This window comes from Chromobacterium haemolyticum (genome assembly GCF_009936155.1).
Lineage (GTDB): Bacteria > Pseudomonadota > Gammaproteobacteria > Burkholderiales > Chromobacteriaceae > Chromobacterium > Chromobacterium haemolyticum.
Map to the genome: position 1 here is coordinate 4,635,439 of NZ_AP019312.1, position 16,471 is coordinate 4,651,909.

Annotated in this window: 11 protein-coding genes; 3 read left to right on the top strand and 8 right to left on the bottom strand. The window is 61.4% G+C overall.

Going from position 1 to position 16,471, the window contains the following annotated elements; genetic code table 11:
- Positions 1-213: 213 nt before the first annotated feature.
- The 3 genes from GYH29_RS21385 to GYH29_RS24570 all read left to right on the top strand — a co-directional run bounded on the left by GYH29_RS21385 (position 214) and on the right by GYH29_RS24570 (position 7,595).
- Entirely contained in the window at positions 214-2,664 is a 2,451-nt protein-coding gene (locus GYH29_RS21385) for a c-type cytochrome (RefSeq protein ID WP_051002535.1), read from the top strand.
- A gap of 10 nt (positions 2,665-2,674) precedes the next feature.
- Entirely contained in the window at positions 2,675-4,549 is a 1,875-nt protein-coding gene (locus GYH29_RS21390) for a GMC family oxidoreductase (protein WP_161524365.1), read from the top strand.
- A 406-nt stretch (positions 4,550-4,955) separates the two neighbouring features.
- Positions 4,956-7,595, top strand: coding sequence for a hypothetical protein (locus GYH29_RS24570; protein ID WP_162533442.1), 2,640 nt, complete (start codon positions 4,956-4,958; stop codon positions 7,593-7,595).
- Between the two features lie 110 nt (positions 7,596-7,705).
- Here the strand turns inward: GYH29_RS24570 and GYH29_RS21395 are convergent, their stop codons facing one another.
- The 8 genes from GYH29_RS21395 to GYH29_RS21430 form a co-directional block, all read right to left on the bottom strand.
- Complete coding sequence (locus tag GYH29_RS21395) at positions 7,706-8,908, bottom strand: m7GpppX diphosphatase (RefSeq protein ID WP_161524366.1); 1,203 nt, start codon at positions 8,906-8,908, stop codon at positions 7,706-7,708.
- Between the two features lie 108 nt (positions 8,909-9,016).
- On the bottom strand, positions 9,017-10,150 hold the full coding sequence (locus GYH29_RS21400) for a hypothetical protein (RefSeq protein WP_161524367.1): 1,134 nt from the start codon (positions 10,148-10,150) through the stop codon (positions 9,017-9,019).
- A gap of 60 nt (positions 10,151-10,210) precedes the next feature.
- Positions 10,211-11,035, bottom strand: coding sequence for a hypothetical protein (locus GYH29_RS21405; protein ID WP_161524368.1), 825 nt, complete (start codon positions 11,033-11,035; stop codon positions 10,211-10,213).
- Between the two features lie 13 nt (positions 11,036-11,048).
- The gene (locus GYH29_RS21410) at positions 11,049-11,528 is read right to left on the bottom strand and encodes an InvB/SpaK family type III secretion system chaperone (protein ID WP_019101261.1); all 480 of its coding nucleotides are present in this window, start codon (positions 11,526-11,528) and stop codon (positions 11,049-11,051) included.
- Complete coding sequence (locus tag GYH29_RS21415; RefSeq protein ID WP_019101260.1) at positions 11,525-11,947, bottom strand: hypothetical protein; 423 nt, start codon at positions 11,945-11,947, stop codon at positions 11,525-11,527. The genes GYH29_RS21410 and GYH29_RS21415 overlap by 4 nt, the downstream gene beginning before the upstream one ends.
- 167 nt (positions 11,948-12,114) lie before the next feature.
- Complete coding sequence (locus tag GYH29_RS21420; RefSeq protein WP_161524369.1) at positions 12,115-12,954, bottom strand: hypothetical protein; 840 nt, start codon at positions 12,952-12,954, stop codon at positions 12,115-12,117.
- 34 nt (positions 12,955-12,988) lie between these two features.
- Positions 12,989-15,592: a hypothetical protein gene (locus tag GYH29_RS21425; RefSeq protein WP_161524370.1), complete on the bottom strand. Its 2,604-nt coding sequence runs from the start codon at positions 15,590-15,592 to the stop codon at positions 12,989-12,991.
- A 57-nt stretch (positions 15,593-15,649) separates the two neighbouring features.
- Positions 15,650-16,051 carry a hypothetical protein gene (locus GYH29_RS21430; RefSeq protein WP_043589662.1) on the bottom strand — a complete coding sequence of 134 codons (402 nt, stop codon included), beginning with the start codon at positions 16,049-16,051 and terminating at the stop codon, positions 15,650-15,652.
- Between the last annotated feature and the right edge of the window lie 420 nt (positions 16,052-16,471).

The following is a 16,471-nucleotide window of genomic DNA, read 5'->3' on the forward strand; positions in this document are numbered from 1 at the left end:
GCTTTAATCAGCGTCGTGATTATCCTTTTCCCCGCCGCGGGCAACTTTCAACTATCGACCACGACCGTCGCTTTTCGCCATCAGTAAGAACGCTGAGCAAAGCTACGCAGCCGTCGGCGCTGCCGCCGCCGTGCTATAGGCAGAGATAGGCCCTGACATGCCAAATGAATTCCTAAAACCAAAAACGCCGCGATGCCCACTGGAGAAAATGCGATGGCTAGGATGAACCTCACCTTGCGCCGGGGAGCGGCGTTGCTATTGCTGTTGAGCCTGGCCGGCTGCCGGGACGATCAGCCCAAACCCGGCACCGTGCAGGACGAGGCCAAACTGGCTCAGCGCACGGTGGAATCCTTCCCTGCCGCCGACGAGGACTACTTCAAGGACATGGACGGCGCGGTGGCCTTGAACCCCGCCGAAGTGAAGGGGCGCAACACCTGGCTGGTGTGGACCGGGGGCAACGACAGGCTGTGGGACAAACTGTCCACCGTCAGCGTCGGCAATCTGGACTTGCTCAAGACCCTGTCCTCCCATCCCAGCCTCAAGTTCAGCCGCGACAACCGCTGGAACTACCTGGGCCTGGTCAACGAACCCTGTTTCGACAAGGCAGGCGGCCCGGACGATAAACGCTTCGGCCTGTGGCTGGACCAGCGCCGCGCCGATTGCCCTAAAGACCCGTTCGAGAACGAACAAAAATACCCGGGCGTGGCCATAGGGGCGCGCGGCAAGAACCTGCCCGCCGGCTCCTTCTACGGCTACGCCACCGGCGTGGTGGGCCTGCGCCTGTTCCCCAACCCCGCCTTCGACGAAGCCGCGGCCAAGAAGTGGGACGCCAAGCGCTATTACGAAGACCCGGCGTATTACAACGACAAGGACCTGATCCGCCCCTACCGCGTGGGCATGTCCTGTGCGTTCTGCCACGTCGGCCCCAATCCGGTGAAACCGCCGGCGGACCCGGAACATCCGAAGTGGGAAAACCTCAGCTCCAACGTCGGCGCCCAGTATTTCTGGGTGGACCGCATCTTCTCCTGGCAGGCGGACCCCAGCAGCTTCCCCTTCCAGCTGTTCCACACCTCGCGCCCCGGCGCGCTGGACACCTCGCTGATCTCCACCGACTCCATCAACAACCCGCGCACCATGAACGCGGTGTACGGCTTGGGGCCGCGGCTGGACATCGCCAAACGCTGGGGCAAGGAAACCCTGGCCGGCGGCGGACTCAACAACAAACAGTTCAACGACTTCGTCAAAGACGGCCCGTTGACTCAGTTCTTCCAGCCGCCCAAAACCGTGTGGACGCCGCGAGTGTTGAAGGACGGCTCGGACTCGGTGGGCGCGCTGGGCGCGTTGAACCGCGTCTATCTGAATATCGGCCTGTTCAGCGAAGAATGGCTGCTCCACTTCAACCCCTTGGTGGGCGGCAAGACCATCACCCCGATCCAGATCGCCGACGCGCGCAAGAACTCGGTGTACTGGCAGTCCACCGAACAGCAGACAGTGAACATGGCGCTGTTCTTCCTGAAAAGCACGGACCCGCATAAGCTGAAGGACGCCCCCGGCGGCGAGCAATACCTGAGCCGCGACGCCGCCCAACTCAGCCGCGGCAAAACCGTGTTCGCGGAAAACTGCGCGCGCTGCCACTCCAGCAAGCTGCCGCCCAAGGTGCCGCCGCTGGACCCCACCGCCGGCTGCGCCGGCCCGGGCTACCTGGCCTGCTTCAACAAATACTGGGACTGGACCAAGACCGAGGACTTCAAATCACAAATGCGCCAGATCGTCCAGGCCGACGACTTCCTGAAAGACAACTACCTGTCCACCGAGCTGCGGGTGCCGGTGACCCTGCTGCAGACCAACGCATGCAGCCCGCTGGCCACCAACGCGCTCAAGGGCAATATCTGGGACAACTTCTCGTCCAAAACCTATAAGGACCTGCCCTCGGTCGGCGAGATCACCGTGCACAACCCCTTCACCGGCGCGCCCTCGCAGTACAAGATGCCGGCCGGCGGCCGCGGCTTCACCCGCCCGGCCTCGCTCATCAGCGTCTGGTCCACCGCGCCCTTCCTGCTCAACAACAGCCTGGGCAAATTCAACCCCAGCCCGTCGGTGGCCGCGCGCATGGAGTCCTTCAACGACTCCATCCAGAAACTGCTGTGGCCTGAAAAACGCGAGAAGGACAAGGTGCTGGGCGACAAAGTGCCCGGCCTGATCGACCGCACCACCGCCCGCAGCTATCTGCGCGTGCCCACCGGCTACCTGCCGGACGCGCTGCAAGAACTGCAAGGCCCGCTGCAACGCTATCTGCCCTGGCTGTTCGGCAAGGACGGCGTGGAGCTGGGGCCGATCCCGGCCGGCACCCCGGTCAACCTGATCTCCAATCTGCAGGTGACACTGGACAACCCCTCGCTGGGCGAACGGCTCAAGCACGACAAGAAACTGCTGGAACTGCTGCTGAAGATCAAGCACGACCTCAAGGCCTTGCCGCCGGGCGCCAGCGACGAAGAAGCGCGCAAGGTGTTCGCCAACCTGGCGCAGCCGATGCTGGAACTGAGCACCTGCCCGGACTTCGTGGTCAACCGCGGCCATTACTTCGGCACCGGCTACCAGACCCAGGAGCCCGGCCTCAGCGACAGCGACAAATACGCGCTGATCGAATTCCTGAAAACCTTCTAAAGCGCGCGCCATGGACGAATACGAATACATCGTGGTGGGTTCCGGCGCCGGCGGCGGCACCCTGGCGGCCCGGCTGGCCGAAGCCGGACATCGGGTCTTGCTGCTGGAGGCCGGCGGCGACCCGCGCGCGCTCAAGGGCGGCGACGCCTGGCAGCCCCAGGCCGAACGGCTGCCCGACGATTACGACGTGCCGGTGTTCCACGCGCTGGCCTCGGAAAACGAGGCGATGAAGCTGGACTACTTCGTCCGCCACTACGCCAACGACGCCCAGCAAAAGCGCGACCCCAAATACCGCGCGGAATGGAACGGCCAAAAAGTGGACGGCGTGCTCTACCCGCGCGCCGGCGCGCTGGGCGGCTGCACCGCCCACAACGCCATGATCACCGTCTACCCGCACAACGCGGACTGGGACGGCATCGCCCAGCTCACCGGCGACGACAGCTGGCGCGCGGACCACATGCGCGGCTATTTCGAACGGCTGGAAAACTGCCACCACCGCCCGCTGTACCGCTGGCTGGGCCTGCTCGGCGTCAACCCCACCCGCCACGGCTGGCGCGGCTGGCTGCAAACCGAGAAGGCGATTCCGGAATCCGCGCTGGGCGACGCCGGCCTGGTGGACACCTTGTTGGTGTCGGTGGACAAGGCCTTCGACGAAGTGGACGTGCCGCACCGCAGCTGGCGCTGGCTGCTGCAAGGCCAGGCCGACCCCAACGACTGGCGGCTGGTGCGCGACAACGCCGTCGGCGTCTGCTACCCGCCGCTGGCCACCCGCAACCATCAGCGCAACGGCAGCCGCGAACGGGTGCTGGACGCGGCGGCGCGCCACCCGGACCGGCTGCGCGTGGAACTGGACGCGCTGGCCACCCGGGTGCTGTTCGACGAGAACCTGCGCGCGGTGGGCGTGGAATACCTGAAAGGCGCCGGCCTCTACCGCGCCAGCGGCCGGGTCAGCAACGCCCCCGGCGAACGCCGCGAGGCGCGCTGCAGCCGCGAAGTGATCCTGGCCGGCGGCGCCTTCAACAGCCCGCAACTACTGATGCTGTCCGGTATCGGCCCGGCAGCCCATTTGCAGGAGCACGGCATCGCGCCGCGGGTGGACCTGCCCGGCGTCGGCCAGAACCTGCAGGACCGCTACGAAGTGGGCGTGGTCAACCGGATGAACTTCAAGCATTGGGAAGTGCTGAAAGGCGCGGAGTTCGCGCCCGGCGACCCGCAGTACAAGCAGTGGGCGGAAGGACGCAAGGGCGTTTACACCACCAACGGCGCGGTGCTGGCGGTGATCCGCCGCTCGGCGCAAGAGCGCCCGCTGCCCGACCTGTTCTGCTTCGCGCTGCTGGGCCTGTTCAAGGGTTATTTCCCCGGCTACTCGCGGCTGTTTCCGGAACACCTGAACTACCTGACCTGGGCCATTCTCAAGGCGCACACCAATAACCGCGCCGGCACGGTGACGCTGCGTTCCGCCGACCCGCGCGACCCGCCGGACATCAACTTCCATTACTTCGAGGAAGGCAGCGCCGGCGGCGATCAGGACCTGGACTCGGTGGTGGAAGGCATCAAGTTCGTGCGCACCCTGACAGCGGACCTGAAAAAGCAGAACCTGATCGCGGAAGAAGAACTGCCCGGCGAGGCGCTGCAAAGCGACGACGAACTGCGTCAGTTCGTCCGCGACAACGCCTGGGGCCACCATGCCTCCTGCAGCTGCGCGATCGGCGCGCGCGAAGCCGGCGGCGTGCTGGACAGCCGCTTCCGGGTTCATGGCGTCAGCGGCCTGCGCGTGGTGGACGCCTCGGTGTTTCCGCGCATCCCCGGCTTCTTCATCGTCTCCGCGGTGTACATGATCGCGGAGAAGGCGGCGGAGGCGATTCTGGAGGATGCCAGGCGTTGAGGGGCCGCTTGGCGTATGGGTCTTGTATCCGCTACGCGGATGATGGGTTTCATTGCCGGGGCTGCCCGGCGGGCAGGAAGGGGAATTTGCTCGGCCAAATTCCCCTTCACCCCAAAGGCCGCCCTGCAAGCCTGGCCTGCGGCTTCCCGTCGGGGCCCGTCAGACCCGAGGCGCGGCTGAACTCGCGATTTGCTAACGTCAAATCGCTCAGACAAAGCAGCCGCTTAAGACCTCGGGTCTGCCACCCAACGGCAGGCTTGAAGGGACCTAGGGCGCATCGGATACGTGATTTCCTCTTGCTTGCCTCGAAATATCCACATCCGCGTGGAAAACAACACCCAAACCCTCGCTCGCGCGGAGGATGCAACTTCCATACCTCAAACATTAAGCCTGTGGAAAGAAGCCGATGAACACCCCCACCCAGCCCTTCTCCCAAGTCCACGCCGACGAACGCGCCGGCCTGGCCGCCGCGCGCGCGAAGGAAGGCGTGGAGCGGCCGGGCGGCGACGACGCGCCGCAAGCCGGCCTCACCTTCTCCGGCGGCGGCATCCGCAGCGCCACCTTCAACCTGGGCGTGCTGCAAGCGTTGGCCAGCAGCCGCTGGCTGCGCGAATTCGACTACCTGTCCACCGTCTCCGGCGGCGGCTATCTGGGCGGCTGGCTTTCCGCGCTCAAGCGCCGCGCCGGCAACGCCGGCATGGAACAGACGCTGCGCGACCATCAGGGCCGCCAGCCGGCCATCCAGTTCCTGCGCGACTACAGCAACTACCTGACCCCCAAGACCGGGCTATTCAGCCTGGACACCCTGTCCGCCGTCATCACCTACTGGCGCAACTTCATCCTCAACCAGATCGTGCTGCAAAGCCTGCTGCTGGCGCTGCTGCTGGGCCCTCATTTCCTGGTGGGCCTGGCGCGCAATCTAGCCGACTGGCCCTATGCGGGCACCGCCGCGCTGGCCGTGGCCGCCGCCTCCGCCGCGCTGTCCGCGCTGCTGGCGCGCGCCACCACCCGCGACGGCAAAACCGCCGCCTCGCCCACTGCCCCGGCCTGCAGCATCGCGCTCTTGCTGCTCTTCTGTTACGCGATGGCGGTGTTCACCCTCCAGCAACTGGAAAACCGCGCCGACTTCTGGCACCAACTGCCGCTGTGGCGGGTGGCCCTGGTCTCCAGCCTGGCTTACGCCGGCTACTGGGCCTTGCTGGCGCGCGGCTTCAGCCAGCTGCGCGGCAACGGCTATCTGCGCAGCGTGCTGTGGGCGCTGCTGGCCGGCCTGGCCGGCGGCGGCAAGCTGTGGCTCTTGCTGCAGGCGCTGGACTACGGCCTGGGCATCCGCGCGCCGCTGGCCCAGGCCTGGTACGTGGTGGCCGGCGCCTTCGCCGTGCTGCCGCCGGTGTTCGCCCTCAGCGCCGCGCTGCACATCGGCCTGGTCAAGCGCAGCTTCTCGGACCTGCAGCGCGAATGGTGGTCCCGGCTGGGCGGCCTGCTGCTGGCGCTGGACCTGGCGCTGGTGCTGCTGTTCCTCGTGGTGGCGCTGTCGCTGCCGCTGCTGGCGGTGGCCGCGGACTGGCTTCGCGCGCTGACGCTGCCGGCCTGGCTGCTGACCACGCTGGCGGCGGTCTGGCAGGGGCAGTCCGCCAAGACCGGCGGCGGACAGCCCGCCGGCTGGCGCGACCTGGTCGCCCGCATCGGGCCCTACGTCTTCGTCGCCGGCCTGCTGATCCTGCTCAGCGCCGGCCTCAGCTGGCTGCTGGCCGCGCTGGAAATCCGCGCCGACGGCTGGCAACTGCGCCAGCAGCTGTGCGGCTTTCAAAGCTGCGGCCTCGGCGACTGGACCACCCTGCATTTCGCAGCCTCGGAGCGGCTAGGCATGGGCGGCGGGCTGTACGCGGCGCTGATCCTGGCCTTCGTCGGACTGGCCGTGTTCGCCTCCTCCCGCTTCGACATCAATCTGTTCTCGCTGCACAACTTCTACCGCAACCGGCTGACGCGCGGCTATCTGGGCGCCAGCGCGCCGCAACGGGCGGACACGGTCAACCGCTTCACCGGCTTCAACGCCGGCGACGACCTGCCGCTGGCCGAACTGGCCGGCGCGCCCTCCGGTCCGCCGCAGCGGCCTTACCCGCTGATCAACACCACCCTCAACCTGGTGGCCGGCGACGACCTGGCCTGGCAGCAGCGCAAAGCCGCCTCCTTCACCTTCACCCCGCGCTACTGCGGTTACAAGTTTCCCGACGGCGCGCCGGAGGCCATCGACGCCTTCGTGCCCACCCGCGACTATATGCACGACGACGCCACCGGCGCCGAGCAGGGGCCGATGCTGGGCTCGCTGATGGCGGTGTCCGGCGCCGCGGTCAGCCCCAACCAGGGCTATCACAGCTCGCCGGCGGTGACTTTTCTGCTGACGGTGTTCAATGTGCGGCTGGGGCGCTGGTGCCCCAATCCGGGCAAGCCCGGCGCCGCGCTGCAGGCGATGTCCCCGCCGCAGGGCTGGGTCTATCTGCTCAAGGAGTTGCTGGGGCAGACCAATGCACGTTTGGACTTCGTCTACCTCAGCGACGGCGGCCACTTCGAAAACCTGGGCTTGTATGAATTGCTGCGGCGGGAATGCCGGCTGATCGTGATCAGCGACGCCGGCCAGGACGAGCAGATGACTTTCGAGGATCTGGGCAACGCTATCCGCAAATGCCGGATCGACCTGGGCGCGGAAATCCACATCGACGTGGACGCCATCCGCCGGGACCCGGCCACCGGCCTCAGCCGGGCCGCTTTCGCCGTCGGCTACATCCGCTACGCCTCCGGCGCCAGCGGCCATCTGCTTTATCTGAAGCCCTGCCTGCAGGGCATGGAGCCGGTGGACGTGCTGCAATACCGTGCCGAGCACCCGGCCTTCCCGCACCAGTCCACGCTCAATCAGTGGTTCGACGAATCCCAGTTCGAGAGTTACCGCAAACTGGGGCTGTGCATAGGCGAACAGGCGGTGCGCGAGCTGGACCGCAACGGCGCGGGCTGGCTGGCCGCGGACGGCGGCGGCGCGGAAACAGGCTGAACGTTTCCGGTCCGCCGGATACGCGCGCCTTGGCTGGGTTCGCCTTGAGGCGAACCCAGCCAAAACGCCGTGTGGCGTCTCACTATACGCAGTGGATCATGAACAGGCGCTTAGGCCATGTCCTTTCGATGCGCCACATCGATAGGGAGCCTAAGCTCGCTATAGTCGGCAGGCATTGGTGCTTTACTTTCAGGCATGCCTTTAATCTTATGTAACATATCTTTGCTTGGCAATATAAATTGCCCATCGTTTCGGGACAATATCAACTCATTGATCATTCCACCACTCTTTAAATGCTGAATGACCTCATCAATACCAAATGCGCGCGACTCATTTAAGGGGTGATCCCCTTTGTTCACCCAAATATGCAGATGCAAGGTAGCGGTTGAAGGCGCCACCGGAAAATGGAAAAACAACTTAACCTTATCTTTTTCAGCAGACACCCCATAGGTATCAACTAAACACTGAAGGCTATCCCGCTTTAGTTTTTCCAGCATTCCAACATCGCTTTGTTCCAAATCCAATATAGAAGTCAATGACTTCACGCCAGATTTTAACTCGGCGTTATATTGATTTAATTCCTCACTCTGCTTAACCGCTACTTTTTCTATTGAAGGGTCACCCTTCATTTCCTGAATCAAGTCATGTGGTAAAGCAGGATGAACGGCCCAGGCCGTCAGCTGGATGCCTTCTGGCCTAGTGGCCAAATCCGTGACTTGTCCAGCGGTGTAGGTTTGCGACATGTAGGGAATATTTGGATAAATCAGAAACCCATTACCCATCCCCAACGGGGCAGAGTAATGGAAGATATCTGGATTTTTTTTATACACCTCATTGTATACCTTATCGCCAGGTTCCCGGCTGTTACCGCGTAGCAGCTCAACCAGGAACTGGGTAGTATTTTCGTTTTTGTACGTTTCCTGGAGTTGTGCCAGATTTGTTGTTGTCAGCCTTACCTGAGCCAGGTCCTTAGTTTGATACTTTTGCAAACCTCTTGGGTTTAGCCATCTGAAACTACCATAGTCGTCTTCAGATTGTTTGGATATATAGACACCATGGGTTAAATCGGCGGCACCGGAGTTGTCTTGCTTAATCAACACATGATACCTGTCTTGATTTAGCTGGCTCAGGATTTTCCGGTTGTCATCAATGCCGTAAGCATCCAATGTTCTGCGGATCGCAGAGTTTTCGTGTTGTGTCAGGCTGGCCTGAGAGTTACGTACTGCCTGTACATCTAGGGTCTCATGGCATAAGCGACTCGAGTCAGCGGGCAAAGTCGCAGCAGAAGGCCGCAACGCTTGAATTGAAATCATGAGTTATTTCCTGTAGTTGTCATGTTGCACGTTGCAGGTGCGTTGGCTGCACTTAGTCACTCAGGCTTACTGATCGCACTCCAACGAACAAAAGGCCAAGTATAAATATTACAAAGGCAGATTTAGAACATTGTCGTGCACGCCTTTAAATGGAATACCGCTAATATCCTTAATGGAATCTGAGGTCGGCAAAAAATAATTCCCCCCGTTTCGGTCAAGAACAAGATCGCTAATCTCTTTCCCAGACTTAAGATGCGCAATAATCGCGTCGAGATCGAAAGACCTTGGTTCATTCAAAGGGTGATCGCCTTTGTTTACCCAGGTGTGCAAGTGAAGCGTGGCGGTTTTCTCTGCAACGGGAAAATGAAAAAACATTCTGGTATTGTCATGTTCATTTACAGCATATACATTTCGAAGATGTTGCACTGTCTCTTGTCGCAATTTTTCGAGCTGCGGAAGATGCTCTTGTTTTAAACTTAGAATGCTGGTCAAGGAGTCAATCTGTGTTTTTTCATCAATCATCTTTTGTGGCGTCTTCTGGCTTGCCTCAAGCCTCTCAGGGCCTGATTGATGATTTCTCGACTCCAGAAATGAGGACTGTATACCCGGATGAATCGCGTAGGTGCACAAGATGATGCCATGTTTGCTATTTTTGAGTTTTTCGGGAGCGTTGACATAGGCATCCAACACTTTTGCATCGCAGTACGGTGTATTGGGACTAATGAGATATCCATGTTGCGTGCTGTCAATTGGCGAAACAAACTGCGCCAGACTCTCATTCCGGCGATAAAGATCAGTATCTAGGCAGGCCTCTGCATTAAGTACCTTGGTGAGAAAATCCGGCAAGGGAGTCTTCGAATAGGTCTCGCTAAGCTGTGTTAACTGATCTTTATTCGTAAAGCTGATAACAGCGACATCTGGGGTTTGATATTTCATCAGCCCCTTTGGATTTAACCAGTTAAAGTTGCCATAGTCATCCTCACCCTGTTTGGATACATAGGCACCATGGGTTAAATCAGAATTACCTGAGTGGTCTTTTTTAATCAACACATGGTATTTATCCTGATTTAGCTGGCTTAACACTTTCCGATTATCATCTATACCGTAGATGTCCAGCGTTCTGTGCATCGGCGAGTTTTGAGTATTGTGCACTGCCAGCACATTTAGGGACTGGTTGCGCTGATGACTTTGCTCAGTCGGTGTAATAGAGGTAGAACGATGCAATGTTTGAACTTGGATCATTATCTATATCCTAATAGAATGCGTTTGTATTATCAGACTCCCACCTGGCAAACAACACCGTCAACCAGAATACTTCCTCACCAGCGCCTTTATATCACCCTGCGCGATAGACTTGGCGTGGATATCGAGCTCGTCAATATTGACGCCTTGCGCCGCCAATCGAGCTAAAAGATGTTCTAGTTGAGGCCGCTGAGGCATATAGTGTCCGGAATCCAGATGGAATGATTTCGCTTTTCCCTGTGCAATGAGTATCATACCCGCTGATAAAACCGGCTTACCTTCTGTCGTCGAAGTATGCTGCCATTTTCCTTTTTCATATGGATGAACAAAGATATTTCCATCTCGATGGACAACAATAGCAGCGTGGCCCTCCATCCCCGCCTTGCCTGGCAGATGTGTCGTATCTAATAATTTATCCCCTATTTTCCAATCACCCTGTGAAAGCGTTACCCGATAATTAGCGGCTTGACCTGAGGATAGATAATTGATATAGCCAACATCCTGCGACAGAGGATGCTTAGGTTTATTCTTGAGCGTATTGATTTCAACATCGGGATGCTGATCAATCCACTGAAATAGTCCAACCTTGCTATTAGCGTCTTCCTGCCATGCGCTTAATGCACCGGACTGGGCATCAAGACCATTCAACGAAACCCTATCGCGATGCTTCGGATCTTTAATTTCCAGCCAGTATTTTGGGTTAGCACCTGCTTCCCCACAGCTTTTTCTTGGCATCATTTCCATAATGAATTGTGCGGCTTCTTTGAAACGCATCATGCCTGGGGAGTTTTTTATTGTTTTAACCGGCAGTAACTGAGGCTCACCCTGCTGTTCTGCTTGGCATCTGCCGACCTGGGCGATGTGATTGACTTTAATTTCCAGCATTAAACATCCTTCCTCATCGGTGGCTAGACACAACCTTTAGCGCGCCATAAAAACCATAAATAACTTCACTGAATTTATTTTCAACCAATGCACTCGGGTTAATCAATGCTTTTAATTCGAAACCATCATTGCACTTACCCAATGTTAAGTGGCCCGTTTCAACATATTCCATTACAGTTGTGAGAACAGGCATGATGTGCCTGGCATTGTCTATCAACAGCTCCTCACCAATAGGGACAAATGACCAAATGAAGAGGCGATCGTCGACCAACGAAACATTAATAGATAGCCCTTCATTTAGATCAATGGCTATGGTTGAGTGAGAGTCAAAGCCATGCAACAATTGGTCTGAAACGCCCAGCTCGGTCAGTGCATCGCGAACCAACGAACTAAGTTCATGATGAATATTTTGAGAGAATGATAATGAACTGTAGGTCACAGAATTCAACGACCTGCCCAAGGATTGGGTTTGATCATCCATTTTTTCGCTCATGGCATTTCCTTTTTCTGTGCCGCACGGCCCAGTGGTTTGTCCTCAGACTGCAAGCCGGCCTTCAATTGACTGAACAAGCCGCGTAGTTGTTTTTCCTGCTGATATTGCTTGGCATCCGGGAATAGCGTATTCACTTGTTCGCGGACTTCCTTATTCACCGCGTAAGCGCCGAATTGTTTCGAATCCACCCACAAATTCACCCTGCTGTTCGTGTTTTTCCCCGACCCTCCGCCCAGACATTTCTGCTGGCTGTCGCCAGGCTTGGAGCCAAGCCAAACCATATGGATTTCCGACAACACTGCCTTGAAATCGCTCTTATCGTAAACCTGAGCAAAACGCTTGCTGGCCTGCACCGATTCCACGCCGGCATTGGAGGACGAGGTTTGAAGCAGACGAACTCCGACTGAATTCAGCATCATGTCCGCGACTCCTGAAAATTAAGAAAATAAAACAGTCGGAAGTATTTAAATCCAAGCCAAGATCAAGCACTTCCAAAAAGCGCTCACCTAAGCCGCGGGCGCCGAGCTGACATAAAAAAACGGCGCGCCAAATTGGCGCGCCGCTTGCGTCTGAAACCGTCCCGGCTTTAGTGTCGGGCCTGGCGATAGGGCGCCAGCACCTCGGCCAGTTCCGCCCTGTCTTCGTGCGGAGCCAGCACCGCCAGCTTGGACAGATCCATTTTGCCGTCCAGGAAGGCCAGCAGCCGTTCCAGATCGTCCAGATCGCTCATATAGTGGCCGGACGACAACACCAGCGACCGGGCCTTGCCGTCGCGCAGCTCTATCATCGCCGCCGCCCGCACCGGCTTGCCGGCGCTGGTGCTGGTGTGGTGCAAGCGCCCCAGCACCGCGTCGTGGACGAACAGCCTGTCGACTCGATCCAGCACCAAGATGGCGTAACCGGGCATGCCCAACTTGCCGTTGGAGCCGGCGGTGTCGATGAGCGCGCCGTCCGGCCGCCGCCATACGCCGTCGGCCACTTCGGCCAAATAGGGCTTGAGCGCGGCGGCGTCGCTCAGATAGCTGACTTGCGGCGCGTCGCCCAGGCGCGCCATGCGCGGCGGCTGGCCCGGCCTCGCCAGATTGATTTCCAGTTGAGGGCGGGCATCCATCCAGGCGAAGAAGTTTTCCCTGGCATTGTCGCCGCTGGCCACCCATTGCCGGTGCGCCGGCTGCGCGTACTCCCGGTAGCGATGTCGCGGGTCGCGCGCTTCACGCAGTTCTTCGTCCACCAGTCCGGTTTCGCCTTCTCTGGGCATCAGGGCGGCGACGAAGCGGGCGGCGTCGCGGAAACGCTCCAAGGGGCGCGGCGCGGGTTCGCAAACGCTATCGACGCCCTTGACCGCTTGCGCCAGCCGGCTGTACGCCGCCGGCGGCGCTTCCGGGCGCGGCGGCGGCGTGGCCGCGCCGCTTGCCGTGATTCTCATCAGAATGTGTCCTCTTGTTCGTTGTCCATGCCCGCTAGCGCGCCAGCGGCAGTTCTTCCCAACCGGCGAAACTCTGCTTGTCCGCCTGCCATAAGGGGAGCTGGCGCTCCATCATCGCGTCCAGAGCGTCCAGCGCGGCGTCCCCGGCGCGCCTGGAGCCGCTGGCTGCGAAGCGCTCCATCGCGGCGAAGAAATCCGCGCCGTCCACGCCCTGGCGCTTCAGGTAGTAGCCGGCCTCTTGCCGCACCGCGGAGTCCGGTTCGGCCAGCTTGCGGCATAGAGCTTCCAGCGCCGGCCGCTGCGCCTCTCTCATGGCCGGCCAGCGCTCGCTCTCATCCACCGCCTTCAGGTGCAAATAGTGCATCAGCGGCGCGCTCAGGCTGTTGTCGCCCCAACGCTCGCCCAGCACCGCGGTGGCGGAGGAGCCTGCGTTAAGGCCCAGTTCCAGCGATACCCCCGGCTGCAGCGGCACGCCGCCGGAGGCGGACACGCCGAGGTTGCCGCTGGCGCTGACCCGGCTCAGTTGCAACCGGAAGCCGGCGGCTTCGGCCGGGAAATCCGCCTGGGTCTGGTATTGCGGCCGATAGAAGCGCAGCAGCAGGGTCAGCGCGCCGCCGCCTTGCAGCCCCACGGAACTTTGCAAGCCGGCCAGCGCCGCCGGCACTTCGGCGGCCAGGCCGTGAGGCGCAAGCTGCGCGCTCAGCGCGTCGCGCAAGGCGTCCAGCGGCCAAGAGCCGCCCAAATTGCCGGACAAGCTCAGTCTCACGTCCTTGTAATCCCCCGCTCTCACCGGGTTGTGGTGCACCCGGGTTCGTTCGGTCAGCGAGGCTTCCGCTTTCAGGCACAGCGGGCCTAGCGCGCCGCCCAGGTCCAAGGCGACGCTGCGGTCGCGGATCTGCAGGCGCAGCACGTCGTGAAAGCTGGTGCGCTTGGCCAGCGCCGCCGCGTCGTGGCGGATGGGCGGCGCGTACAAACGCGGCGCCAACTGGTCCAGGCTTTGCAGCAGGGTCTCGTCGCCCTTGCCCGCCGCGGTCAGCGTCAACGCGGCATGGGCCAACGCCATATTGGCCAGCGTTTCCTCGCGGCTTCCCGCGCGCCAGGCGGCCTGAATCGAGCGCTCCACCGCCGCGCCGCCCTGGCGCTTGCCGATGCCGGCGTCCAGTTGCTGGGCAACGGCGCAGAAATGTTCGAATTCGGCGCGCAAACCGTCCGCCGCGTCGCGCAGCTTCTCCGGCGCCAGTTCGCGCAGCGCCGCCATGTTCTGCGCGCCGCTAAGTCCGCTTAGCGGATGATTGCGCGCGTCCGCGCCCATCAGCGCGGCGGCTTTTTGTTCGATGCCGGCCAGCCGTTGCTGGGCGATCGTCGCGTTGCGCGCCGCGCCCTGCTCCTGGCGCAGGCCTTGCCAGATCGGCGTCAGCGCGTCGGCCTGAATGTCGATGCGCTCCACCGCCGCGCCAACGCCGGCCCCGACGCCGACGGCTTCGGCGCGGGCGGAAGCGCTGCCCTTGACGCTGTCCACCTTGCTGGGCGGCAGATAGGGTGCCTGCGCGCCGGGCAGGGACGCCGCGCTGTCGCGCTGCCCCAGCCAGCCCAGCAACACGCCCAGCCGTTGTTGTTGATCCGCAGCCTGCTGTTGCAGTTGCTGGTACTGACGCAATTCATTGCCGTGGCTGGGGCGAAACAGGCGGATCAGCGCGCCCACCGCGGTGCGGGCGCTGAGGCCCAAGGTGTCGCGGCGCGAGCCGTGAGCCAACTGGTCCGCCTTCAGTTTGACGAAGGCGGTGGCGCTGGCATATTCGGTCGCCACGGTGCGCTGGCGGCGGCCTTCCACCGCGCCGGACAAGGAGGCGACGCCGACGCCGCCCTGAACCCCGGCGCGCGCGGACACCGCCTTGCCTTGGTTCTGGAACACGAAGCCTTCGTCGTCGTTGTCCATTCCGCGGCTCCAGGCCAGGCCCACGCTGAGAGTGGCCTTGGCCCCGGCTCCGGCTTCTCCCAGCCCCAGGCCGACGCCGACCGAACCGCCGACGCTGCGCTCCTGGCTGGCGCCCGGCTGATCAAAGCGCTGGAATTGCGGCAGCAGCTGCGCTTCCGCCTCCGTCCGCGCCAATTGCGCCCAGGCCGCCTGGCCCAGCAGAGCCAGCCGCTGGCTCAGCTCCGCCAGCGGACTGCCCGGCGTCGCCGCGCGCGCCAACGCCTCCATGTCCAGCGACAGCCGCGCGCATTCCTTGATGTCCAGCGGCGTCCGCGCATCGCCGGCCGCCAGCGTCCGCCGCAAGTTTTCCACGATGGCTACCGTCTTGGGCGTCACTGCGTGGCTGCGCGGAAGGATGTTCAGCGCCTGCACCCAGCGCGGCCAGCGCGAGCGCTCCGGCTCCGCCTGGCGGTAGGCTTCGCGTTTCATCGCCAGCAAGGTCTGGCCCAGGTCCTCGCGCCGCAAACGCAGCTTGTCGTCGCTGAGCACCACCTGGCTGCCCCGCGCCGGCGGCGCGTCTTCCACGCTGCGTTCCGCCGCGCCGCGAGCGCCGTTGAACGCCGCGGCCAGGCCTTGTGCAGGCCGCGAGGCCGAAGATTCCGATAAACGGCGGAAGCCCTGCAACCGCACCGTACCCGCCCCGCTTGCAACTGTGTCCAACATGGATGCCTCCTCGCGCCGCATCGCGGCTCAAACGCCGGGCCTGGCCCGCGCGTCTGCCTAGTTTTCGCCGTTTCCGGCCTTTAAGTTCGCGGCCAGCGCCAGCGGCGACGGCCTTTCCGACTGCAACTCGCGCCCCATCTCCGTCAGACGCAGCAGCAGCCCTTGCAATTGCCCGCGCGTCTCAGGGCTGACTGTCCCGTCTTTCACGCCCTGGGCCGCCAAATCGCGATATTTGGCGCAATCTCGAGCCAGATCGGCTCTCACGGCCTGCCAGGCGTCGGCGTTGTTGGGCGCCGGCTTCTGTTCGACAGCCGGCGCCTGCGCTGTCATGCCGCCGCCACGCAACGCGGCCGCGAACAGGCTTTGCGCCGGCGCGGACGCCGCGCTTGGCTGCGGCTCGGACAGTCCCGCCAAACTGGGGGGATTGGCGGTCGGCTTCGACGAAACATTAAAAGACATTTCAAACGCTCCTGATTTGGCGGCGAGGCCAGAACGACGGTGATGAGAGGCCGCCGGCGCATGCTCGGCGACAGCGTCAAACTACCCCAACGCCCGTGTCCAAACTTGCATAAATCGGCCGCGACCCGGCTCCCGCCGCCCCCTCGTTTTTGAGAGTTTTCCCATTTGTAGCAAGTACTCCCTCACGTAGTATTCCTACATACCCTAAATTTATGCGAAGGAAATCAAAACCCTACTTATCAATCCAATGGCATAAGAACAGGACAAACAACACCATGTCATTCGCTGAACATTTTTTGCAAGCTGGCCCTCGTCGGCAAAAGTACCATCCACTCTCTCTGTTTTTATGACCGGATAAAGGCTTTGAGCGTCAGTTGACGACACTGGCAATTCCAGGCGATAGCGGGCGGGAAGCGGCGG